Annotated in this window: 19 protein-coding genes; 15 read left to right on the top strand and 4 right to left on the bottom strand. The window is 62.3% G+C overall.

Going from position 1 to position 21,191, the window contains the following annotated elements; genetic code table 11:
• The first annotated feature begins 6 nt into the window (after positions 1–6).
• The 8 genes from AC731_RS11275 (at position 7) to AC731_RS11240 (ending at position 8,733) form a co-directional block, all read left to right on the top strand.
• A complete protein-coding gene (locus AC731_RS11275; protein ID WP_048706120.1) occupies positions 7–1,959 on the top strand; it encodes an XrtA/PEP-CTERM system amidotransferase in 1,953 nt (650 codons plus the stop codon).
• A gap of 91 nt (positions 1,960–2,050) precedes the next feature.
• A complete protein-coding gene (locus AC731_RS11270) occupies positions 2,051–2,203 on the top strand; it encodes an antitoxin MazE family protein (RefSeq protein ID WP_237266524.1) in 153 nt (50 codons plus the stop codon).
• The gene (locus AC731_RS11265) at positions 2,203–2,523 is read left to right on the top strand and encodes a type II toxin-antitoxin system PemK/MazF family toxin (protein ID WP_237266523.1); all 321 of its coding nucleotides are present in this window, start codon (positions 2,203–2,205) and stop codon (positions 2,521–2,523) included. Before AC731_RS11270 ends, AC731_RS11265 begins: the two co-directional genes overlap by 1 nt.
• Before the next feature lie 35 nt (positions 2,524–2,558).
• Positions 2,559–3,773, top strand: coding sequence for a TIGR04063 family PEP-CTERM/XrtA system glycosyltransferase (locus AC731_RS11260; protein WP_048706112.1), 1,215 nt, complete (start codon positions 2,559–2,561; stop codon positions 3,771–3,773).
• On the top strand, positions 3,766–5,019 hold the full coding sequence (locus tag AC731_RS11255) for a glycosyltransferase (RefSeq protein WP_048706110.1): 1,254 nt from the start codon (positions 3,766–3,768) through the stop codon (positions 5,017–5,019). The genes AC731_RS11260 and AC731_RS11255 overlap by 8 nt, the downstream gene beginning before the upstream one ends.
• Before the next feature lie 5 nt (positions 5,020–5,024).
• Entirely contained in the window at positions 5,025–6,383 is a 1,359-nt protein-coding gene (locus AC731_RS11250; protein ID WP_048710044.1) for a phenylacetate--CoA ligase family protein, read from the top strand.
• Between the two features lie 14 nt (positions 6,384–6,397).
• A complete protein-coding gene (locus AC731_RS11245; RefSeq protein WP_048706108.1) occupies positions 6,398–7,756 on the top strand; it encodes a putative O-glycosylation ligase, exosortase A system-associated in 1,359 nt (452 codons plus the stop codon).
• A complete protein-coding gene (locus tag AC731_RS11240; RefSeq protein WP_237266522.1) occupies positions 7,753–8,733 on the top strand; it encodes a polysaccharide deacetylase family protein in 981 nt (326 codons plus the stop codon). The genes AC731_RS11245 and AC731_RS11240 overlap by 4 nt, the downstream gene beginning before the upstream one ends.
• Positions 8,734–8,756: 23 nt before the next feature.
• On the opposite strand, the gene AC731_RS11235 is transcribed toward AC731_RS11240, so the two are convergent.
• The gene (locus AC731_RS11235; RefSeq protein WP_048706105.1) at positions 8,757–10,211 is read right to left on the bottom strand and encodes an oligosaccharide flippase family protein; all 1,455 of its coding nucleotides are present in this window, start codon (positions 10,209–10,211) and stop codon (positions 8,757–8,759) included.
• Positions 10,212–10,343: 132 nt separating this feature from the next.
• Here AC731_RS11235 and AC731_RS11230 point away from each other — a divergent pair, with 132 nt between their 5' ends.
• The 3 genes from AC731_RS11230 to AC731_RS11220 are packed head-to-tail and all read left to right on the top strand — an operon-like array spanning position 10,344 to position 13,908.
• Positions 10,344–11,300, top strand: coding sequence for a glycosyltransferase family 2 protein (locus AC731_RS11230; RefSeq protein ID WP_048706104.1), 957 nt, complete (start codon positions 10,344–10,346; stop codon positions 11,298–11,300).
• Positions 11,297–12,301 (top strand): glycosyltransferase family 2 protein, encoded by a 1,005-nt coding sequence (locus AC731_RS11225; protein WP_048706102.1) that lies wholly within the window; start codon positions 11,297–11,299, stop codon positions 12,299–12,301. The genes AC731_RS11230 and AC731_RS11225 overlap by 4 nt, the downstream gene beginning before the upstream one ends.
• A gap of 59 nt (positions 12,302–12,360) precedes the next feature.
• Complete coding sequence (locus AC731_RS11220; RefSeq protein WP_048706100.1) at positions 12,361–13,908, top strand: asparagine synthase-related protein; 1,548 nt, start codon at positions 12,361–12,363, stop codon at positions 13,906–13,908.
• Here the strand turns inward: AC731_RS11220 and AC731_RS11215 are convergent.
• Positions 13,905–15,578: a hypothetical protein gene (locus AC731_RS11215; RefSeq protein WP_156480706.1), complete on the bottom strand. Its 1,674-nt coding sequence runs from the start codon at positions 15,576–15,578 to the stop codon at positions 13,905–13,907. The genes AC731_RS11220 and AC731_RS11215 overlap by 4 nt on opposite strands.
• Positions 15,579–15,681: 103 nt before the next feature.
• Between AC731_RS11215 and AC731_RS11210 the strand changes: the two genes are divergently transcribed.
• On the top strand, positions 15,682–16,302 hold the full coding sequence (locus AC731_RS11210) for a tetratricopeptide repeat protein (protein ID WP_048710038.1): 621 nt from the start codon (positions 15,682–15,684) through the stop codon (positions 16,300–16,302).
• Positions 16,303–16,344: 42 nt separating this feature from the next.
• Here the strand turns inward: AC731_RS11210 and AC731_RS19605 are convergent, their stop codons facing one another.
• On the bottom strand, positions 16,345–17,034 hold the full coding sequence (locus AC731_RS19605; protein ID WP_082794312.1) for a GNAT family N-acetyltransferase: 690 nt from the start codon (positions 17,032–17,034) through the stop codon (positions 16,345–16,347).
• Positions 17,035–17,186: 152 nt separating this feature from the next.
• Between AC731_RS19605 and AC731_RS11200 the strand changes: the two genes are divergently transcribed.
• The 3 genes from AC731_RS11200 to AC731_RS11190 are packed head-to-tail and all read left to right on the top strand — an operon-like array spanning position 17,187 to position 19,130.
• On the top strand, positions 17,187–17,435 hold the full coding sequence (locus AC731_RS11200; protein WP_048706093.1) for an acyl carrier protein: 249 nt from the start codon (positions 17,187–17,189) through the stop codon (positions 17,433–17,435).
• 2 nt (positions 17,436–17,437) lie between these two features.
• Positions 17,438–18,271 (top strand): hydrolase 2, exosortase A system-associated, encoded by an 834-nt coding sequence (locus AC731_RS11195; RefSeq protein WP_082794311.1) that lies wholly within the window; start codon positions 17,438–17,440, stop codon positions 18,269–18,271.
• Positions 18,272–18,317: 46 nt separating this feature from the next.
• The gene (locus tag AC731_RS11190; protein WP_237266521.1) at positions 18,318–19,130 is read left to right on the top strand and encodes a hydrolase 1, exosortase A system-associated; all 813 of its coding nucleotides are present in this window, start codon (positions 18,318–18,320) and stop codon (positions 19,128–19,130) included.
• Here the strand turns inward: AC731_RS11190 and pth are convergent.
• A complete protein-coding gene (pth, locus tag AC731_RS11185; protein WP_048706089.1) occupies positions 19,127–21,034 on the bottom strand; it encodes an aminoacyl-tRNA hydrolase in 1,908 nt (635 codons plus the stop codon). The two genes, AC731_RS11190 and pth, sit on opposite strands and share 4 nt — an antisense overlap.
• Positions 21,035–21,191 lie beyond the last annotated feature (157 nt).

Below are 21,191 nucleotides of genomic sequence, written 5' to 3'. Positions count from 1 at the left end.
TCGCTTATGTGCGGCATCGCCGGCCTCTTCGACACCCGCGGCAAGCGCAACTTCGACCGCGCGCTGATGCAGCGCATGAACGACGTCCAGCACCACCGCGGTCCGGACGAAGGCGGCTACCACTTCGAGCCCGGTGTCGCGCTCGCGCACCGGCGGCTGTCCATCATCGACCTCGCCACCGGCCAGCAGCCACTGTTCAACGAGGACGGCTCGGTGGCGGTGGTGTTCAACGGCGAGATCTACAACTTCCAGGAACTCGTCCCCGAGCTCGAGGCCTTGGGCCACGTCTTCCACACCCGCAGCGACACCGAGGTCATCGTCCACGCCTGGGAAGCCTGGGGCGAGGATTGCGTGCAGCGCTTCCGCGGCATGTTCGCCTTCGCCCTGCACGACCGCAACCGCGACACCTTCTTCATGGCGCGCGACCGTCTCGCGGTCAAGCCCATGTTCTACGCGCTGTTGCCGGACGGCACGCTCGCCTTCGGTTCAGAGCTCAAGGTGCTGATGCAGCATCCGGACCTCGATCGCCGCATTGACCCGCAGGCGGTGGAGGAGTACTTCGCGCTCGGCTACGTTGCCGAACCACGCACCATCTTCCTCGGCGCCAGAAAGCTCGGGCCGGGCGAATCGCTCTGCATCCGCCGCGGTCAGCCCATCCCCGAGCCCCGGCAGTATTGGGACGTGCGCTTCACGCTCGACAACAATCTCTCCCTTGCGGAGGCCACCGCCGAGCTCACCGAGCGTCTGCGCGAGTCCGTGCGCCTGCGCATGATCTCCGAGGTTCCGCTGGGCGCCTTTCTGTCGGGCGGGGTAGACTCCAGCGCGGTCGTCGCCACCATGGCGGGGTTGTCGGACGAACCGGTCAACACCTGCTCCATCGCCTTCGACGACCCCAAGTTCAACGAGTCCGAGTTCGCGCAGAGGGTCGCGGACCGCTACCGCACGAATCACTTCGTCGAGACGGTCAAGTCCGACGACTTCGACCTCATCGACACCCTGGCCGCGCTCTACGACGAGCCCTTCGCCGACAGCTCCGCCATCCCCACCTACCGGGTGTGTCAGCTCGCGCGCAAGCACGTCACCGTCTCGCTGTCGGGCGATGGCGGCGATGAGAGCTTCGGCGGCTACCGCCGCTATCGCATGCACCTGATGGAAGAGAAGATGCGCTCGGCCCTGCCGCTGGGGCTGCGGCAGCCTATGTTCGGACTGCTGGGCCGCGTCTATCCCAAGGCCGACTGGGCGCCGCGTGTCTTCCGCGCCAAGACCACCTTCCAGGCCATGGCGCGTGACGCCACCGAGGCCTACTTCCACAGCGTTTCCATTTTGCGTGGCGACATGCGGCACAAGCTGTTCAGTGCCGACTTCCGCAACAAGCTCGGCGGCTACGACGCGCTCGACGTCTTCCGTCGTCATGCGGCGAATGCCGACACCGACGATCCGCTGGCGCTGATCCAGTACCTCGACCTCAAGACCTACCTGGTCGGCGACATCAACACCAAGGTCGACCGCGCCAGCATGGCGCATTCGCTGGAAGTGCGCGAACCGCTGATGGACCACAAGCTGGTCGAATGGCTCGCCACGCTGCCCTCGGGCCTCAAGATCCAGGGCAACGAAGGCAAGTACCTGTTCAAGAAGGCGATGGAGCCCTTCCTGCCCGACGATGTGCTCTACCGGCCGAAGATGGGTTTTTCGGTGCCTCTGGCGCGCTGGTTCCGTGGTCCGCTTAAGCAGCGCGTGCGTGACGCAGTGCTGGGCGAGACGTTGGCGGCGACCGGTATATTCAACCGTGATTACCTGCAGCATCTGGTCGACGCCCATCAGTCCGGCGCGCGTGACTACAGCGCGCCGCTGTGGACCTTGTTGATGTTCGAGGCGTTCGTGCGGAACAACGGATCAACGGGGGCAGACTCGATTGCTTCTGGCGTTGCATGTAACGGTGGTGCGGTCTATGCTGCGTAGCATGTAACGATGCGGGAATTGGGAGGATTCGATGGCTGCCAGTGTTTCTGAGCGTGTTGGGCGCTACCGCACAAGTCTTCGGGAGGCAGGCTTGCGCCCGGTCCAGATCTGGGTGCCAGACACGCGCAAGCCGGGTTTTGCCGAGGAGTGCCGCAGGCAGTCCAGTTTGCTGAAGGGCGATCCGCAGGAGCAGGAAGTGCTCGACTGGCTCGAGCGGGTCGCTGACACGGACGGCTGGGTGTGATGCGTGGCGATCTGATTACCGTCGCCTTGCAGGGCGACTATGGCAAACCCCGTCCAGCCGTGGTCGTTCAGTCAGACTTGTTCGACGAGCACCCGTCGGTCACGCTCCTGCCGCTGACCAGTGATTTACGCGACACACCGCTGTTTCGCATCACCATCGAGCCATCACCAGAGAATGGCCTGCGTCAGCGATCACAGATCATGGTTGACAAGATTCAGACTGTGACCAAGGAGAAGATCGGTCCCAGCCTGGGCCGGTTGTCTGATGAAGCACAGATTGCTGTCAATCGGTCCTTGATGTTGTTCCTAGGGCTGGCTTGAGAATAGGTCGAGTCTGACCCCATTGATTTCGGCACATGCGAATCCTCCACATCCTCGACCACTCCATTCCGCTGCATAGCGGCTACACCTTCCGCACTGCGGCCATCCTGCGTGAGCAGCGGGCGCTGGGATGGGAAACTGTTCACCTGACATCGGCCAAGCAGGGCCAGACGGCGGCTGACGTCGAGGACGTCGACGGCCTGCGTTTCTATCGCTGCCCGGTGCCTGAAGCAGGGCCGGCCGGCATCAACGAATTGCGCCTGATGCGTGCTACTGAAGCGCGGCTGGAGCAACTGGCGCGCGAATTGAAGCCTGACGTCCTGCATGCGCACTCGCCAGTGCTCAATGCCATCCCCGCCATCCGTGTCGGCAAGCGCCTGGGGATTCCCGTGGTGTACGAGATCCGGGCCTTCTGGGAGGATGCCGCTGTTGATCACGGCACCACGGCCGAGGGCAGCCTACGCTACCGCGCCACCCGCGCCATGGAAACCTGGGCGCTCAAGCGGGTCGATCACGCTTTCACCATCTGCGAAGGGCTGCGCGCGGACATCGTCGCACGTGGCATTCCGTCCGCCAAGATCACGGTGATCCCCAATGCGGTCGATATTGAGGGCTTCCAGCTGTCCGGCGATCCGGACGTCGAGCTGCGCCGCCAACTCGGTCTGGAAGGCTGCACTACCATCGGCTTCGTTGGCTCCTTCTATGCCTACGAAGGTCTAGACCTCTTGCTCGACGCATTCCCTGCGCTGCTGCAGAAGCGTCCCGACCTGCGCCTGCTGCTGGTCGGCGGTGGTCCGCAGGAGGTCAACCTCAAGGCGCAGGCGCAGCAATTGGGCATTGCCGACAAGATCGTCTTCACCGGGCGCGTGCCACACAGCGAGGTCAGCCGCTACTACGACCAGATCGACCTGCTGGCCTACCCGCGCCACTCGATGCGCCTGACCGAGCTCGTCACGCCGCTCAAACCGCTTGAGGCCATGGCGCAGGGGCGGCTCTTCGTCGCCTCCGACGTCGGCGGGCACAAGGAACTGATTCGCGATGGCGAAACGGGCAAGCTGTTCCGTGCCGGCGATCCGGATGCGCTCGCCGGCGCCGTCGGCGACATGCTCGATCATCGCGAGCAGTGGCCGGCGATGCGGGCGGCCGGGCGCGAGTTCGTCGAGAAGGTGCGCAACTGGAAGAACAGTGTGGCCAACTATGTCAGCGTCTATAGTCGGTTGGCGGGCAAGGATTCCATCGTCGATGCCTGAAGCCAGCAAACGCCCGGCAGTCGTGGTCCTCAGCAGCCTGTTTCCCAGCAGTGTGCAGCCGGGTGCAGGCTTGTTCGTGCGTGAGCGAATGTTCCGCGTCGGCCGGCGCTTGCCGCTGTGTGTCGTTGCTCCTTCGCCGTGGTTTCCCCTTCAGGCCTTGCTGCGCCGCTGGCGGCCGCATTTCCGCCCCGGCGCCCCCGGCTATGAGCAGCAGCAAGGCTTCGACGTCTGGTATCCACGCTTTTTCTCGGTGCCCAGTGCGCTCAAGCGCCTCGATGGCCTGGCCATGGCTTTTGGCGCCTACCCTCGCCTTCGTGCGCTCAAGCGCATGGGGCGGCTTGACCTGATCGACGCCCATTTCGGCTATCCAGATGGTTACGCAGCGGTACTGCTCGGGCGCTGGCTGGGCGTGCCTGTGACGATCACCTTGCGCGGCACCGAGTTGCGTCATGCGGCTGACCCGGTGTTGCGTCCGCTGCTGTTGAAGGCGCTTCTCGGTGCAGATCGAGTTTTCGCGGTGGCCGGTGCGCTCAAACAGGTGGCTGTGTCGATCGGAGTGCCTGCGGAGAAAGTTACCGTGGTCGGTAACGGAGTCGACACCACACGTTTCGTACCCCTTGATCGCGCTGACGCGCGCGCCGCGCTAGGCCTTCCATCGGATGTACCGGTGCTCGTTTCGGTTGGGGGCTTGGTTGAGCGCAAGGGATTTCATCGTGTCATCGAGTTGTTGCCGCGACTACGCGAGCGCTGGCCCGGGCTGATCTACCTGGTCGTGGGCGGCGCAAGCGCAGAAGGCAACAACCGTCCGCAACTAGAGCAGCAGGTGGCGCAACTCGGGTTGGGTGACACTGTGCGTTTTCTTGGCAGCCTCCCGCCGGATGCGCTCAAGCAGCCGTTATCGGCGGCAGACGTGTTCGTCCTCTCGACCCGGAACGAGGGTTGGGCCAATGTCTTCCTCGAGGCCATGGCCTGCGGCCTGCCCGTGGTGACGACCGACGTGGGCGGCAACCGTGAAGTCGTCGACCGCGAAAGCCTGGGCTTTGTCGTACCGTTTGGCGATGCAGAAGCTTTGGAAACTGCATTGGACCGCGCGCTGGCGGCACCCTGGGACCGTGCCGCGATTCGACACCATGCAGAACAGAATGCCTGGGACGGCCGCGTAGATCTCTTGTGCGCGGCTTTTGCCGAGATGACTCGAAGTACGGGCGCGACCATGGCAGAGGCCCCGCAATCCAGCAAAGTGTGATCGAAGTGACCGACCTCTACACCCGCTTCGTCTCCGGCGTGCTCTTCCCGCTGCAGGAACGCCTCAAGAAGCACGACACCGTGCGCGTTCATCGCGAAATGGACGCCTCGCAGTGGTGGCCGCGCGAGCGCATCCAGGACTTGCAACTCCAGCGTCTCAAGGCACTGCTGAATGACGTGGCCGTGCATGTGCCCTACTACCGCACGCTCTTCGCCCGCATCGGCTTCGACCCCGCCTCCGTGCGCAGCGTGGCCGACCTGCAGGCGCTACCCTTCCTCACCAAGGCCGAGATCCGCGCGCATATCGACGCCTTGCGCGCCGATAACGCGGTGGGTCTGGCCCGCTTCAACACCGGTGGCAGCAGCGGCGAGCCGCTGATCTTCTTCATCGGCACCGAGCGCGTCACCCACGACGTCGCCGCCAAATGGCGCGCCACGCGCTGGTGGGACGTCGACATTGGCGATCGCGAGATCGTGGTGTGGGGCTCGCCGATCGAACTCGGCACGCAAGACCGCGTGCGCCTGGTGCGCGACGCGCTGATGCGTACCGAGCTGCTGCGTGCGTTCGAGATGTCCGACGACAAGGTCGATGGTTTCATCGCCCGCATCCGCGAACGCCGGCCGAAGATGCTGTTCGGCTACCCCTCGGCCATCAGCCACATCGCCCTGCGCGCCGAGCAGCGTGGTGTCCGACTCGACGACCTGGGCATCAAGGTGGTGTTCTGCACGTCTGAACGACTCTACGAGCACCAGCGTGAGACGATCAGCCGGCTCTTCCGCTGCCCGGTTGCCAATGGCTACGGCGGGCGCGACGCCGGCTTCATCGCCCACGAATGCCCCAGCGGCAACATGCACATCACCGCCGAGGATATCGTCGTCGAGATCATCGACGAGGCGGGCAGGGTGCTGCCGGCAGGCCAGTCGGGAGAGATCGTCGTTACCCACCTGGCCACGCGCGACTACCCCTTCATCCGCTACCGCACTGGCGACATCGGCACGCTGGGTGACGAAGCCTGTCCCTGCGGGCGCGGGCTGCCCATTCTCAGGGACATCCAGGGGCGGAGCACGGACTTCGTGGTGGCCGAAGACGGCACGGTGCTGCACGGCCTGTCGCTGATCTACATCCTGCGCGACATCCCCGCGGTGCGTGCCTTCAAGATCGTGCAGGAAACCCGCAGCCACACGCGGGCGTTGATCGTGCCGGAGTTGGGGGCGAGCACCGATGGGCTGGACTGCGCCGTGATTGACGGCTTCCGCCGCAGGCTTGGGGCAGGTGTGCAGGTGTCGGTGGAGTTTGTTGAATCCATCCCGGCCGAGAAGTCCGGGAAGTTCCGCTACGTGGTCAGCCACGTGGCCGTCCGGTAAGGAAGCAAAGCCAGATGCGTGACTTGCTGATTGTCTCGATCGTGGGCGTGATGGCGGCGATGGCGCTCAAGCGCCCCTGGATCGGCGTAATGCTCTGGACCTGGCTCAGCATTATGAGTCCGCACCGTTATGCATGGGGCTTCGCCTATTCGGCGCCGCTCGCAGCGGTCGCGGCCGCAGTAACCCTGCTTGGCCTGTTCCTTACGCGGGAACGGCAAAGCCCCTTCCAGGGGCCGCCCATGGTGTGGTTCCTGCTGCTCACATTGGCCATAACGTTTTCCTGGCTTTTGGGCATGGATCCCGCTGGCGATTACGAGCAGTGGAACAAGGTGATGAAGATCTACTTCATGACCTTTGTGGCGGCTGCACTGCTGTTCTCCAAGCACCACATCATTGCGTTTGCCTGGGTCTCGGCGGGCTCCCTGGCTGTGCTTGGGGTCAAGGGCGGGGTCTTCACGATCCTGACCGGGGGCAATTATCGGACCTGGGGCCCGACCGGGTCCTTCATCCAGGACAACAATGAGTTTGCGCTTGCCCTGATCATGGCTATCCCGTTGCTGCACTTCTTGCAACTTCAGGTCAGGAAGGCTTGGGTCCGCCATGGCATATCCGCCGCCATGCTGCTTTGCGCCGCGTCGGCGTTGGGTTCCCACTCCCGTGGCGCGTTGTTGGCCATTGCCGCCATGGGCGCCATGTTCTGGTGGCGCAGCAAGAAGAAGGGCCCGATTGCACTGATGATCGGCGTGGTGGTACTTGCACTGCTGCCGATGATGCCCGAGCACTGGTGGAGTCGGATGGATACGATCAGGACTTACGAGGAAGACGCGTCCGCCATGGGGCGCATCAATGCCTGGATCGTGGCCTTCGAGGTAGCCAAGCATCATTTTTTCGGTGCCGGCATGAGTTACCAGCATGAGATCCTTTTCATGCTGTACGGGGTTTACGATCAGAAAACGCTTGCCGCTCACAGCATCTACTTCCAGATCCTCGGCAACCACGGCTTCATCGGGTTGTTTCTCTATCTGGCGATGTGGGTGTCCGCCTACCGCATGGCTGGCTGGCTCAACAGGAATGCCCGCGACAACCCGGAGAGTCGCTGGGCCGCCGATCTGGGCGCGATGGCGCAGGTATGTTTTGTGGGCTTTGCCGTCGGAGGAGCCTTTCTGAGTCTCTCGTATTTTGACCTGCCCTATAACGTGATGGTGATGGTGGTGCTCGCCAAGCGTTGGGTCGTCACCCGCGCCTGGGAGCGAGAGGCGCCGGTGTCTTTCCTAGAATATGCAGGCCTGCGACGTTCCAAGCACCAGCAGGGCGGACCTTCCGCTGTGCCGACTCCCCAAGGGAGTAATCGAACAATGCCGGTGAAAACGTGATCAGCCCCCTTGGTTTGCGTGTCCCGAAACTGGTGCTGTCTGCGCTCTCGCCCGGCGGGCAGCGTGGCCGGCTGTCGATCCTGATCTTCCATCGGGTACTGCCCACGCCGGACCCCTTGTTCCCAGACGAGGTCGATGCCGCGCGCTTTGATGAGTTGCTGACCTGGCTGCGTCACTGGATGAACGTCTTGCCGCTCGACGAGGCGGTGCGGAGGCTCAAGGCGGGCAGCTTGCCGCCCAGGGCTGCGGCGATCACCTTTGATGATGGTTACGCCGATAACAGAACGATTGCCATGCCCTTGCTGCAGAAGCACAAGTTGTCGGCGGCGTTTTTCATCTCAACCGGTTTTCTCGATGGCGGTCGTATGTGGAACGATACGATCATCGAGTCGGTGCGGGGCACGAAGCTGGATAGTTTGGCTTGCAAGACTGCGGGGATCTCCCCGCTTGCCTTGGGAACGACAGAACAGAAAAGAAGCGCGCTGACCACACTGATCAACGGGATCAAGCATCTCCCCTCCACTCAGCGGGCAGAGGCTGTTGCTGAAGTGGCAGAGTCTTCTGCTGCAATGCTGCCAAACGATTTGATGATGAGTTCTGCCCAGGTGCGCGAACTGCGAGACGGTGGCATGGTGGTGGGCGCCCACACCGTCAGCCACCCGATTTTGGCCCGGCTGGAATTCGTACGTGCGCAGGAGGAGGTCGCAACCAGCAAGCATGTCCTCGAGGCGCTGTTGGGCGAAAAGCTAGGCTTGTTTGCCTATCCCAACGGAAAGCTCGACGCAGATTACTGCGGTGAGCATGTCGGGCTTGTGAAATCTCTCGGTTTCGAGGCGGCCGTATCCACAAACTGGGGAGCGGCCGGCGCTGGTTGTGATTTATTTCAGTTGCCGCGTTTTACGCCATGGGATAAGGATGCCGGCCGATTCGGCCTGCGCCTTGCTTCAAACCTGCGGCGTCGATACCCCGGAGCATGACTGCAGCAGACGACTCTTGATGCTTAGCGCCTCACGAAACGAACAGCCGTGCTGATCACGTTGACGAGTTCCTCGCGCAACGGGTGTTTCAGCAGGAATAGTCCGGCAACCCAAGCTCCAAGGGCTGTTAGGCCCGACAGGGCAAGAAGGGAGAACCTCATGGACATTGAGTCGGCATCTGCAATCGGCGACAGCCACAGAAGGCCTGGACCAAGGAGCGTGAGAAAAGAGAGCACGGATGCGGTGGCGATGCTCTTCCACAACTGTGCGAAGCCGACGCCGAGGTATCGTCGCAACCCGTACTGGTAGGCGGCGGCTTCGATCGCAGCGACGATCCCGAGAAGCGGGACCACGCGTTCGAGCGGCAGCCAGATTGAGGTGAGCAGGACCGCAATGCGGATTGCCTGCACGACACACTCCAGGTACAGGACACTGGATACTTGGCCGCTCGCGATAAGCGAAAGCCTTGCAAGCGCGTAGGGCGCCGTGAATATCGCGAAGAGGCACAGTAGCGCTGCCAGTGGTGCGGATACCAGCCACTGATCGCCGAAGAAAAAGAGGATCAGCGGTTCTGCCAGAAGAGCAAGCAGGGCCAGAAATGGGATTGTGACCCCTATCAGGTAGGTCGTTGCCCGTGTGTAAAGCTCTGCAGGATCGGCGCCATCTCGGATTGCCTGGGCAAAGGTTGGAAAATGCACCCCGTTCACCACGGCAACGAGTTGCCCAAGCAGCATGTCACGCAAACCGGCCGCCCGGCTGTAGTAGGCCACCGCTGAAAAGCCTAGCGTCCGCCCCAGGATCAAGTCGGGGGCGCTACGCCCGAGTTCCTGAATCAGTGTCGCCGCACTCGAAATTGAGCCGAAACGGAAGATGGAGCGCACGCCCTTGAGCGTCGGCAACATCAGGATCCCTTGGGGACGGGCGATCGATACGGCCACGAGATTGGCAATTTGCCCGGCGATTGCACCCCAAACCATGCTCAGATAGCTCTGCCCGAGCCATGCTGCAGTGATTGTCACGATCGTGGCCGTGGAGAGATTGGCGATGCGGATTGCTGCAAGGCGTTCGAAACGCAACTCCCGGACCAACATTCCTAGCGAAGGCGTGCCAAAAGGCATGAGCAAGAAGTTGACGGCAAGCAGTGCAAGCACTGTTGCCACGCCGTCGTGGTTGTAGAACACGGAAAGAGGACCTGAGCCTACGAACAAGAACAGCGCGACTGTCCACGAGAACATCAACGTCAGCGTAAAGGCAGCCCGGAAGTCATCCTCGGCAACAGACGTGGCCTGTACGAGATACTGGTTGACGCCGAACTCCCTGAACACATGGACGATTGCCTGGAACGAGACAGCGACGGAAAACACGCCGATCTCGGACGGCGTAAGCAGTCGTGCCACGACGATGACATTGAGCAGGTTCAGTGCAAACGAGATGAGTTGTGACGCGGATGTGACGCCAAGGGCCCTGCGTGTTCCCATCGAGGTTCTGGTCCGGACTGTGGGCTGGTGGATGGCGGGCAAGTGACGGCTTGTCAAACGCACGGCCCCTATAATAACCGCATGAACTAAACGTCGCTGTGTCATGCTGCGCAGCCGTCCTCGGGAGAAGAAATGAGTCAGGTCGTGCCTAAGGTGTCCGTAATCATGCCGGCCTTCAATGTGAAGGCGTTCATCGCAGAGGCGATCAACAGTGTGTTTCTGCAGGACGTGCCCGGGGTGGAGATTCTGGTCATCGACGATGGGTCGCGTGACGGAACGGCGGACTTTGTCGAGCAAAACTTCCCGGTGGTGAGGCTTTTCCGCAAGGAGAACGGCGGCTCTGCCACTGCCCGCAACGTGGGGCTGCGTGAGGCGAGGGGAGAGTACATCGCTTTTCTCGATGCAGACGACGTCTGGCTGCCCGGCAAGTTGAAGGCCCAGCTCGACTACTTCGAGGCCCACCCCGACATCGCGATGCTCGGCACCGGCTTCGCCCCCTGGGTGGCCGATGCCGATGGCAGATTCGGCGACCCGGCCGCACTCGCCGCTGGCAACGCGGCCATCGACCCCGCTGCGGTCGACCCCGATGCGTCGGGCTGGGGATACCACAAGATGCTGCTGGATAACTACGTCTGGACCACCACGGTCATGATGCGCCGGGCTCTGGTGGAGAGGATCGGGCTGTTCGATGAGACGCTACGTCTGGGGCAGGACTACGATTTTTTCCTCCGGGCGTCACGGGAGACTGAGATCCACGTGCTCAAGCGCGTCTTTGCCGTTTACCGGCAGCACCCGGGGAGCGCGATTGCGCGAGGTGCCGACTTCAACTATGCCGCGCACATCATCCGGCGGGCGACGGGCAGATGGGGCCTATCCAGCCCTAACGGCGAATCGATAACGCCGCAACAACTTTCAGCGCGCCTGCAGCACATCCACTTTTCTTGCGGTTATCGACACTATGGCAAATCCCTCTACGACAAGGCCCTGAGCGAGTTCCTCGCGAGTGCCAGGGAAAAGCCGACCCACCTGCGTTCGTGGGCTTATGCAGCGCTCTCATGGCTGCAGAGTCTGAAAGGAGCAAGAGCTTGAGCGGCGGCTTGACGGGCGTCGAACGGCGCGCGCGCGTTGCTGTCGTCATCCCGTACTACCAGCGCAAACTCGGTGTGCTTGCGGGATGTGTGAGATCCATCCTTGCACAGGAAGGGCCGTTTGATCTGGAAGTGGTGATCGTCGATGACGGTTCGCCACTATCTGCCGAAGAAGATCTTCGCCTTGCGGGCTTTATGGACCCGCGGGTGCGCATCGTTCGCCAGTCGAATGCCGGAGCGGGGGCGGCACGAAACAAGGCACTGGATAGCGTCGGTGCCGCTGTGGAGTATGTTGCGCTCATGGACTCAGACGATCAGTGGGCGGACGGGTTTCTCGCTGTCGCGGTACATGCCCTGAACGAGGGCTGCGACCTCTTTTTTAGCGACAGCCGGAGGTTCTCGCAGCAGGCCACACGCTTCCACTGGGAGGCAGATCCTGCGCTCCATCTGCGCGCAGAAGATCATTTATTGATCGATTCGGATCAGGCGCTGTACCAGTATCGCGGAGACTTTTTCGACTATGCCGTTCGGCGGAGCAGCATCATGAGTTCGTCAGCAATGGCCTATCGGCGGAGCATTGCATCCGAGTTGCGTTTCAGCGAGCGGCTGCGCAATGGTCAGGATCGCTTGTTCAAACTGCATCTCAGCCGACGGGTGAAAAGAGTCGCCTTCAGCCCGCGCGTCCTGTGCATTGAAGGCGAGGGCGTGAACATATTCGACAGTGCCTCTTGGGGCTCTCCAAAGGCACTGGTGTTGAGCTCCAGCTATATCGAGCTCGCGAAGACCGTTCGTGCCGAACTCCCTCTGAATGAACGGCAGCGTCAGTACGTTGACGGGCAACTGATCTCTGCACGTAAGGACTTCGTGGCAAACCTCGTCCACCTTCTCAAGCGGCGAATGCGTTTCGACTGGAGGCTGGTGTTGCGAACCCTGCGCCGAGACCCCGCGGCCATTCTCGCGTTGTTCGGCCTTAAAGGCGGCCGTACCTCAGGCACGCATTAACCGGGGCTGTCCTGATGGTGTCGAACCCGTGATCAACAACCCAAACGCAGGCAGAGCTCATGTCCGGTGCTGAATCCAATATCGCGAACGTCAGTCACGCACCCAAACCGTTCTTTCGCGCCAGCTTGCAAAACGGGCTGGTACTGAGCGAGGGGGTGCCACATTGCCTGCTTGGCCGGCGCGTGCCTCTAGCTGCGGGCCAGCTTGACGATGGCGTGTTCCTGGAGTGGTCGTGGGATGGACAGCGGCTCGTGGTGACGAACGACCGATATGGCCTCTATCCCCTGTTCTACTGCGCCAAATCGCACTCGATCTGCATTTCGCCTTCGCTTGAGCAGGTGGTGAGGGGCAATTCGGATCGCCAGTTGGATTATCCGGCGCTCGCCATCTTCTTTCGCATGGGGCATTTCGTCGGGAGCGATACGCCATTCGAGGACGTGCGTTTCATGTCGCCCAACAGCACCTTGACCTGGGAGAACGGGCGCCTAGACATCCGCCAGCATAGTGCGGGCGCCTTGCCCTCGTCCGTACTGGCGCCCACTTTCGACGAGGCGGTGGATAACTATGGCGCGCTTTTTTCCCGGGCGATCGCACGCAGGTTGCCGGGCGACGAGCGCTTCATGGTGCCCTTGAGCGGTGGGCGGGATTCGCGCCACATCCTCCTTGAACTCGTCAAACAGGGAGTGCGTCCGCCGGCTTGCGCAACGGTGAGGTTTCGCCCGCCGTCGACCGACGAGGACATGCGGGTGGCCAGGCTGCTCACTGATCGGCTGGGGATCGCGCACATCGAGATCGACAAGCCCTCGAGCTTTTTCGATGCGGAGTTGAAGGAGATTCACCTGACCAACCACTGCGGTGGCGGGCATGGCTGGATTCTGCCGCTCGCGTCGCGGCTTGTAGGTCAGTTTTCGACTGTTTACGACGGTTTGGCCGGAGAAATCCTTTCTGCTGGCTTCATGCTTGATAACCGCAAGACAGCGCTTTTTCGCGAGGAGGCGTGGGAGGGTCTGGCACACCTCATTCTGGGAGATAGCAATGCCGAGCCGATGCTGCGCAGCGTGTTCACCGACGGGTTTCGTTCCCGGATCCACTTGAATGAGGCGGTGGAGAGGTTGGTGCCGGAGTTGCGCAGACATGCGGGGCGTCCCAATCCACTTCTCTCATTCCTCTTTGCCAATCGGACACGGCGCTGTGTGGGCTCGATCCCGTTCGCGATTCTTCATCAGATTCCCGTGGTGCATGTGCCGTATCTGGATCATGACGTTTTCGACTATCTCTTTTCACTAGACCCTTCGATGATGGAGGGCGGTCGCCTGCACGACGCAACCATCCGTCGCGCCTATCCCGAGTACGCTGACATCCCCTATGAGGACAAGCGCGTCAAGGCGGTGATGTCGGCAACTGATCATGCTTACTATCGCGCGGCGCGACGGGCATTCTTTTCTTACCTTCGGCAGGCGCCGGTGGCAGCGACGGCCTCGCTGCGGAAAACGCAGTTGTATGCACGGATCGGTACCGATCTGCTGACGTCGCGGAGCCAGGCCATGTGGTACATGCGGCCGGCGCTGCAGACCATCGAACTGGAGCGTCTGCGGCTGGGCTGCTAAGCAGGCGCGGAGGATGCCGTGCCCGTGGCGAGACTGTAGCGCCTGCATCGCCGATAGACGTAGGGCGCGGTGTTCCCCGGCGGTGCCCCCGCCGGCTCGCTGAACTGCTCGCTGGCCGGATGCACGCAGCGCGCGTGGGAGAAAGGCAGGAGCGCAAGTTCCTCCGTGACCGTGAAGCCTTGGGGGCTGGCGTCGAGTTGTAACGTCCGGGTGGCGTCGTGCCCGGGTAGGGGCGTACGTTTCAGATTCGCGCCGCGACCCAGGCGCCCGCCGAGGAAGCGCCAGTCGATGGCGGCCACGATGCGCCCGCGGAGGGATGCAGGGGGCGAGGGGGCAACCAGATGGGCTTGTCCGTGCAGGCGGAGCGTGAAGCCGCTTGCGGTGGCTTCGAGCGCCGGATCTGGGTAGCGATCGATGACACACAGCCGGGTGCCCTCGCGCAGGAGTGGCGTGGGGTCGGCCAGGTCCGGGGTGGATTGAAGCTGCGAGAGCGGCCCGCGGTAGCTAGGGGTCATGACGGCCGGGCTGCTGCCAACCCGGAGGTGGTAGATCCGCCCGCCGCTGTATCGCAGATCCGCTGTACAGCTGGCGGGGGCTTGCGGCGGTTGGCCGGTGGTGCTGAGCAGGACCACGTTGCCGGCTTCGTCGCGCCAGCTTGCCAGTCCGGCTTCTTCGTCGTGGAAAAGCCCTGGGCGGTTGGCGTTCCACGCAAGGTGCTGCATCTGGGGTGCGAGCGGATAGCCTGCTCGGATGGCACGCGCAGCTTGGATCATGGCGGCGGCCCAGGCGTTGTACACCGACAGATGCATGTAGTCGTCCCAATGTGCTGCACCTTCGGTTGGGCCCCAAGGGTCAAGCCACAGGAAACCGTCGGGACGCCGCTGCTTCAGGAGTCGTTGTGCGATCGCGTCGATCGGGCCGCTCTCGTCTATGTCGAGCAACAGCAGGGTGGCGATTAGGCAGCCGTCGCCAAACAGTGCGTGTGTGCTGCGGCCGAAGCCGCCCGCGTATCCGGCGCTGTCCCAGCAATGGACCAGCCAGTCGAACAGGCGGCGGGTTTGTGCCGCCAGTCCATCATCGGCGCAGAACCGCAGTGCGAGTGCGCCTAGGAAGAGTGCCTTGTGGTGATAGGCGAGCGGCGTGCACAGGTTGGCGCCGGGTTTGGCAGGGTAGTCGATGAAGGCGCCTTTTGCCGTTGTCCAGCGCTGGATCAGGCAGGCCATGGTCCGCGCGTGGCGGGGGCGCTCTGCTGGCGGAGCTTCGAGCAATCGACACGTGGCAGCGAGCAGCGTCCAGTTGTTCGACGGATAGCGGGGACGAAGCCGGCAGCGGGCGATGCCGTGCTCGATGAGAGTAGCGAGCCCGACATCGAGTTGCGCTGGGTGTAGAGTGCGCAACAGGTGCATTGCTAGGCGGTTGAAGGGCAGATGGTCGATCTGGCTGTCGGGCGTCCGTATCCAGGCGCTCAGTGCCGTATCACGTTTGCTTGTGCTCCCGTGGATGGTGGAACATAAAGCGAGCGCTGCGCAGGTCTGCCCGTAGTGGTCGGGTGGCGTGGGTTTACCGGTGTGCGTGTCGATGAGCCCGTGGTTGGGGTCAATCGACTGTGCGATCGCCGTCCCCAAATCAGTCAGCAGTTGATCGAGCGCGGAAGGGAACTGGGCAGGCATGAGCGTCCGTGTCCGGGATTAGAGCAATCAAGGCGTTGTGCGCCACGTTTGATGAAAGGCGAATGAAATGGATGCTCGGAGGAAGTCTATCTGCTTGGCCGTGATGACGGTCTGCCTGCTGCCTGTCTTGGCGCTGGCGCAAGGTAACCTGGACGCGATGGGGTGCGGGACGGTGCAGAAGCAGCCCGGCGGCTATGGCCCATATGACTACAGAGTTGCGAAGGATAAGTTGCCGCTTGTTGAGCGATATCACTTCGATGTAGGCGTTGAGACTTTTACCAAGCAGAAGACGGGTCCTTATGGGGGGGACATCGGCTATACGCTGGGGGCGTTTCCGAATCACCACCGCGCGTTGATGGCGATGGTGAACCTCGGGATCAAGGAGAGGACGAACCAGCCACTTGGAGCAAAGTACACGGTTGCCTGTTTTCTTCAAAGAGCCGAAACGTACCAGCCTGAAGACGGCATGGTGAAGGTGATCTATGGGCTGTACCACCTTAAACATGGGCGTCCCGGTGAGGCGGTGAAGAAGCTCGAGGAGGCACGAAAGATTGCTGGCGATGACGCCAATGTGCATTACAACCTCGGGCTGGCCTACATGGACCTGAAGCAGCATGACAAGGCGTTGGAGAGTGCGCATGCCGCCTATGCTCTTGGTTTTCCGCTCCCGGGGCTGAAGGACCGTCTGCGCAGGGCCGGCGCGTGGAGAGACTTGCCACAGTAAGCCGCACCGTTTCGCGGCATCGCCTGCTGGGCCCGTCCCATTTCAGTGAGGCGGACTGAGTCGCAGCGCTGGCCTTCGCGCAGACAGGCTGAGGTGCAGATAAGGACGGCGGTCCAGTGCGCTGAGTTGCAGGCGGCCACATTTTAGAAAACTTGCCGTGGCAACCTTCCTTATGCCGAGTCGTCGATGCGCGGCGAGCGAGGCTGGGTTGAACGCCGAAATGCGCGACAGACTCCAGCGCACCCCCTCTGAAGCCAAGTGTGTGTTGGCGGCCTCCCACAGGCGGGAGAAGGTGCGGCCGATGCGAAAGTCGGGTTCGACGTAGACGTCGTAGTCCCATGCACAGCGGGACGGATCGGCAAGGACGTATCGGCAGCGCACTTCGTCTTCTTCGTATGCACCGTGGGCAAGCCAGAGGAATCCTGAGAAACGTCCGTTGGTTTCGGCCACGAAGCAGGTGCTGCCGTTTGCAAACCGGTTGGCGATGACCTCGGCCGGTCGCGGAAAGCTCGCCACGACAGGATCCCCAGGGCTGACGATACGGACGGTGCTTTTTGCGGACGTGCGGTTGCCAGGTGTGGAGGTTTCGGGTATGGGTTGTGCGACGAAGTGGTACCTGATGAAGGTGATGTGGCCGCGGCTGGCGGCGGAGAGTGCCTTGGCTGCGAGGTAGTAAAGCCCTTCGCGAACGCCGAACTGGTTGAATACGCTTTTCAGACGGGCGGCTAACATGGGTGGGTCGTGAGGCTGTGTCGGCGGCAGGCGGAATGCCAGCCTGTTTATGCAGGTTGAGCGGATGCTGGCCATATAATACGCGCGCTTCCAGGCCGCGCACGGGCTGCACTGGCTGGACGAAACTCAACGCAAGATCACAGGAGACTGTTTTGGATATCAAGAAGGAAGTGCTGGCCGTCATCGATGAGGTGCTCAGCCTTGGTGGGCGTGCACATTCGTTTGACCTGGATACGCCCTTGCTCGGAGCGGTTCCCGAGCTTGACTCGATGGCGGTGGTCGGCTTGATTAACCTGATCGAGGAGCGCTTCGGGTTCGTTGTTGAAGACGATGAGATCGACGGATCGTCGTTCGCGACCGTGGGTACCTTGGTGGAGTTTGTGGAAGGCAAGCTCGCCTGAGCATGACGGACGTGGTCCGCGAGGCCTTCTTTCTGGAAGCAGGGGGTGGTGGGCGCTTTTGCGTGCATACACATCACGCCTCGGTGCGCGCCGGCAATGTGCTTTTGGTGCCGCCGTTTGCAGAAGAGCTGAACAAGTCACGGCGCATGACGGCGCTGGCTGCCCAGGCTTTTGCCGAGCGTGGTTGGCGTGTGCTGCAGCACGACCTGCTCGGCTGTGGTGACAGCGCAGGCGATTTTGGTGATGCCAGTTGGGCGGCTTGGCTGGACGATGTCGATCGAGCATGTGCCTGGCTGGAACAGGACGACGATGCGCCGACCGTGATCTGGAGTCTGCGCGCCGGTAGCCTGCTCGCCGCGGACTGGATGAAGAAGGCCGGTAGAGCGTTGCCTTGGTTGGCATGGCACCCCGTGAGCAACGGGAAGCAGCATCTGCAGCAGTTCTTGCGCCTGAAGGGCGTCAGCGAAATGCTGGCTGAGGCGGATGCGAAGGCAACGATGTCTGCTTTGCGACAGGCTTTGGCCGAGCGACAGGTGGTCGAGGTTGCGGGGTATGCAATTGCGCCGGAGTTGGTCGATGGCCTGGAGTCGTCGGTTTTGGACATTGCGCCAGGTCATGCCGCACCGATCTGCATGCTTGAACTGGTAGGCCAGCCGGAGCCCGAGTGTTCCCCCGCTTTGCGCCTGCTCGTGGATCGATTACGCAAGCAGGGGGGCACGGTGGAGGCGCGGGCCCTTCAGGGGCCTGCCTTCTGGCAGACCCAGGAGATCGAGACGTCTCCGACGCTCATCGAGGCATCGTGCGAGGTGTTGGAAGGGTGGCGCCGTGCACACTGAGCGAGCGGTAAGTTTCGACTGCGAGGGAGAACGGCTGATCGGTGTAGTGACTCTGCCCGCGGCGAGTGAACGGCCCGCCGGGATCGGTGTGGTGATCGTGGTGGGGGGGCCTCAGTATCGCGTTGGCAGTCACCGCCAGTTCGTGCTTCTGGCGCGATTCCTCGCCGATAACGGCGTGCCGTGCATGCGCTTCGATTACCGCGGAATGGGCGATGCGACTGGCGCTGCGCGGGACTTCGAGGGTGTGACGCTGGATCTCGCTGCGGCCATCAATACATTCGTGAGCGAGGTGCCCAGCGTGGCCAAGGTCGTGCTTTGGGGCCTGTGTGACGGCGCGAGCGCGATCTGTTTTGGCCTTGGACGCGACGCGCGCGTGGGCGGCGCGGTGCTGCTGAATCCCTGGGTGCGCACCGCTTCCGGTGAAGCACGGACGATGCTCAAGCACTATTACCTGCGCCGGCTTTTTGACCGGCAGTTCTGGCTCAAGCTGCTGCGGGGCGGGGTCAGCATTCGCAGGGCCTTGGGTGGCGTGACATCTGCGGTTGGACAGGCGGCGGGCGCTGACGGGCAGGCGTCCGGCTCCGGCCAGCAGGCGAGCGTGCCTGTGCGGATGATCGAGGGGTTGCAGTCGTGCAGCGTACCGATTGCCGTCTTTCTGAGCGGGCGGGATTATGTGGCGCGGGAGTTCGAGCAGTGCGCGGCCGCCGACCGCAATTGGTCGGCGCTGATCCGCTCAGAGCGTTGCGTCCTTCGCCACTTCGACGATGCTGATCACACGTTTTCAAGTTCGGAGCATCGACATGCGATCGAGTTGGCGACGCTCGAGTGGCTAAACCGGATCGCGGCACATACCGGTTAGCGACCACCATTCGCAATGACGGTCTGAACCTGCTCGATCGCTTTGGTTTGTGCGCTTCGGAGCAGGTCGTGGTCCTCTTCCTGAAACCGTTCGAGCACGATCGAGCGTGCCGAGCTTCTTGCGCGATCCGTCTTGCGTACGCCGACGCGGATGCGCGAGATTGCACCACCATTCCCCAAGGCTGAGAAAACTGAACGCAATCCCTTGTGTCCCCCGTCACTCCCACTGTGCTTCGAGCGCACGTCGCCCAGGTTGAGGTCGGCATCGTCATGAACAAGGGCGATGCGGTTGGGGTGCACGCCAAATCGTTGCAGGGTGCGGGCAACGAAAGGGCCGCACAAGTTCGTCAGTGTTGACGGCTTGAACAGGATGACTTCGTGATCGTTGATCTTCGCGTGACTCAGCATCCCTTCGTCGGTCATCTGCCACTGTGCTGATAGCCGCTCGGCAAGGTGGTCGAGTACGGCGAAACCGATGTTGTGCGGAGTGCCGGTGTAGGCTTCGCCGTGGTTTCCCATGCCCACGATGAGCCATCCCGGGTGGGCTGATTCGCTCGAGTGCGCTGGTGATCCGATGCCGGGGGAAGCTATGTCGGGGCCTGTCGTGATGCCGGATGCGACTACCGATGCGGTCGCCACGTTCGCGCCATGGGCCGGCTTGTCCAGTTCCGGACAGGCATCGCAGAAGCGGTTAAAGCCGCAGTCCCGACGCCAACAGAGAACTTGACGGCGGCGGGCGAGCAGGAGTCGCAAGAGATGGTCGGCGTGATTCGATGCCTTCAACAGGACCAGATCGCCCTCGCGTAATTCGCGCTGCAGGAAACGGTGGGCGTCCTCGAGTTCCGTGAAGCCGACCAGGGAGTGATCGTCTTCACTTTGTCTTGCCTTCAGCGCTCGCAAGGCATGAGGCCCGACGAAGACGACGAGGTCGGCGACGTCCATGGCCAGCCGCGCCGCTTTGGGGTAGAGCTTGGATGCGGAAAGCGAATAGTCGGAGATGGTCCCGATGATCGCGACCTTGCGCTTTGCTCTGGCGTCCCGCAGGTACTCGAGCGTTATGGGGAACGACCAGTACGGAGCCTTGTAGTCGTCGCGGATGAAGGTGACCCCGTCGGATTCGCTGACAATCTGCATCCGTCCCGGCGTCGTCGTCGCGTCTCCGAGCGCAGCCAGGCACGTGTCGATGGGTGCGCCTGCAGCGATGCCGATGCCAATGGCAGCGAGAACGGGCACCACCAGGTGTTTGCCGTGTATGGCGGTAGCGCACCGGTATTGCACGCCTTGGTACTCGATGACGAGCGTCAAGGGGTCAGGCCAGGAAGATGTTGCTTCAATGAGCCGGATGTCCGCCTGCGGTGCGCTGCCAAACCAGAGGCATCTTGCGCGGGTCCGGGCCCCGATCGATTGCACGAGAGGGTCGTCGATATTTAAGACGGCGACGCCGTTCTCGGGCAGGGCCAGAATCATCGCCGCCTTTTCGTCCGCAATTGCCTCGATCGACTCGAAACTCTTCACGTGCTCCCGCTGCACTACGGTCAGTGCCCCAATCTTCGGCTGTACCAACTCGGTCTTGCAGGCAATGTCGCCGGGCAGAAGGGTTGCGATCTCTATGACAGAGAAATGGTCCCGGCCCCCTGTGTTGAGGATGACCATTCCGACTTCCGGAAGGTAGTTGAGCGACGCATGATTGCAACTGACCGGGCCGAGACGGCGCAGGATGGCCACGGCCAGGTCCTTCGTTGTGGTTTTTCCGGCTGAGCCGGTGATGCCAACGAAGACCGTATCCTTGAGTCGTCGCCGCTTGAGGCGTGCCAACGCAAGGACGCAACGATCATGCACCCTTATGCTGCGCCATTCCACGGCGCGTCGCAGGTTGTCCAGCAGGCTGACAGCGGCACCTCTCATGACGAATTCCTCACGTCCGAACTTCAAAGTGAAAAAAGCTACATGGTGCTGACGCAAAACGGCTCGCTTTGCAGGGGCACTCCAGGGAGCGCTGGGCCTGCGAGGCGATATCACTGCGGCTACGACTGCTGGGCTTGCTCAGGCTACGTGGCGGGGA

This window comes from Thauera humireducens, assembly GCF_001051995.2.
In the GTDB taxonomy this organism is placed as follows: Bacteria; Pseudomonadota; Gammaproteobacteria; order Burkholderiales; family Rhodocyclaceae; genus Thauera; species Thauera humireducens.
This window is presented reverse-complemented; position numbering and strand designations above follow the sequence as displayed.

Excerpts from the sequence above, each read along its gene's own strand:
- AC731_RS11275 (WP_048706120.1), top strand. The coding sequence starts at position 7 with ATGTGCGGCATCGCCGGCCTCTTCGACACCCGCGGCAAGCGCAACTTC.
- AC731_RS11265 (WP_237266523.1), top strand. The coding sequence starts at position 2,203 with ATGCGTGGCGATCTGATTACCGTCGCCTTGCAGGGCGACTATGGCAAA.
- AC731_RS11260 (WP_048706112.1), top strand. The coding sequence starts at position 2,559 with ATGCGAATCCTCCACATCCTCGACCACTCCATTCCGCTGCATAGCGGC.
- AC731_RS11255 (WP_048706110.1), top strand. The coding sequence starts at position 3,766 with ATGCCTGAAGCCAGCAAACGCCCGGCAGTCGTGGTCCTCAGCAGCCTG.
- AC731_RS11245 (WP_048706108.1), top strand. The coding sequence starts at position 6,398 with ATGCGTGACTTGCTGATTGTCTCGATCGTGGGCGTGATGGCGGCGATG.
- AC731_RS11235 (WP_048706105.1), bottom strand. The coding sequence starts at position 10,211 with ATGGGAACACGCAGGGCCCTTGGCGTCACATCCGCGTCACAACTCATC.
- AC731_RS11230 (WP_048706104.1), top strand. The coding sequence starts at position 10,344 with ATGAGTCAGGTCGTGCCTAAGGTGTCCGTAATCATGCCGGCCTTCAAT.
- AC731_RS11220 (WP_048706100.1), top strand. The coding sequence starts at position 12,361 with ATGTCCGGTGCTGAATCCAATATCGCGAACGTCAGTCACGCACCCAAA.
- AC731_RS11215 (WP_156480706.1), bottom strand. The coding sequence starts at position 15,578 with ATGCCTGCCCAGTTCCCTTCCGCGCTCGATCAACTGCTGACTGATTTG.
- AC731_RS11210 (WP_048710038.1), top strand. The coding sequence starts at position 15,682 with ATGACGGTCTGCCTGCTGCCTGTCTTGGCGCTGGCGCAAGGTAACCTG.
- AC731_RS19605 (WP_082794312.1), bottom strand. The coding sequence starts at position 17,034 with ATGTTAGCCGCCCGTCTGAAAAGCGTATTCAACCAGTTCGGCGTTCGC.
- AC731_RS11195 (WP_082794311.1), top strand. The coding sequence starts at position 17,438 with ATGACGGACGTGGTCCGCGAGGCCTTCTTTCTGGAAGCAGGGGGTGGT.
- pth (WP_048706089.1), bottom strand. The coding sequence starts at position 21,034 with ATGAGAGGTGCCGCTGTCAGCCTGCTGGACAACCTGCGACGCGCCGTG.